Origin of the sequence: Curtobacterium sp. MCBA15_016, from assembly GCF_001865105.1 — a bacterium.
GTDB lineage: Bacteria > Actinomycetota > Actinomycetes > Actinomycetales > Microbacteriaceae > Curtobacterium.
On sequence record NZ_MJGR01000045.1, the window covers coordinates 986 to 1,720 of the forward strand.

Sequence of the window (735 nt, forward strand, 5' to 3'; positions counted from 1 at the left end):
ACCACGACGTCGTGGTCGTCGGAGGTGGCCTCGCCGGTGTGAGCGCCGCCGTCGCCGCCGCCCGCCTCGGCTCCAGCGTCGCCCTCGTCACCAACCGCCCGGTCCTCGGCGGGAACTCCTCGAGCGAGATCCGCGTGTGGGTCGTCGGCGCCACCGCCCACGGCACGCAGCGGTTCGCCCGCGAGACCGGGATCATGGGCGAGCTGTTCCTCGAGAACCAGTACCGGAACCCGCAGGGCAACGCGATCTACTGGGACCAGGTCGTTCTCGACCTCGTGCGCGCCGAGCCGGACGTCCACCTGCACCTCAACACCGACGTGCGGACCGTGACGACGGTGGACGACGAGACCGGTGCACCGCGCATCGCGTCCGTCACCGGCTGGACGATGGGCTCCGAGATCGAGACGACGTTCACCGCCCCGGTGTTCCTCGACTGCACGGGAGACGGGCTCGTCGGTGCCCTGGCCGGGGCGTCGTACCGGATCGGGCGCGAGGGCCGCGACGAACACGGCGAGGAGTGGGCGCCCGAACAACCGGACGACGAACTCCTCGGCAGCTCGATCTTCTTCTCCACGCACGACACCGGCCGCCCGGAGAAGTTCGTGCCGCCGTCGATCGCGAAGGACCTCAGCACGACGCCGATCCTGGCGAACCGCGCGATCAAGACCGGGGACAACGGCTGCAACTACTGGTGGATCGAGTGGGGCGGCGAGCTCGACACCGTCACCGAGAACG

Annotated in this window: 1 protein-coding gene; it reads left to right on the forward strand. The window is 70.2% G+C overall.

Features of this window, described 5'->3' with window-relative positions:
• Positions 1–735: FAD-dependent oxidoreductase (locus BIV03_RS16115; protein ID WP_139202037.1), on the forward strand; the 735-nt coding region annotated here is incomplete at both ends.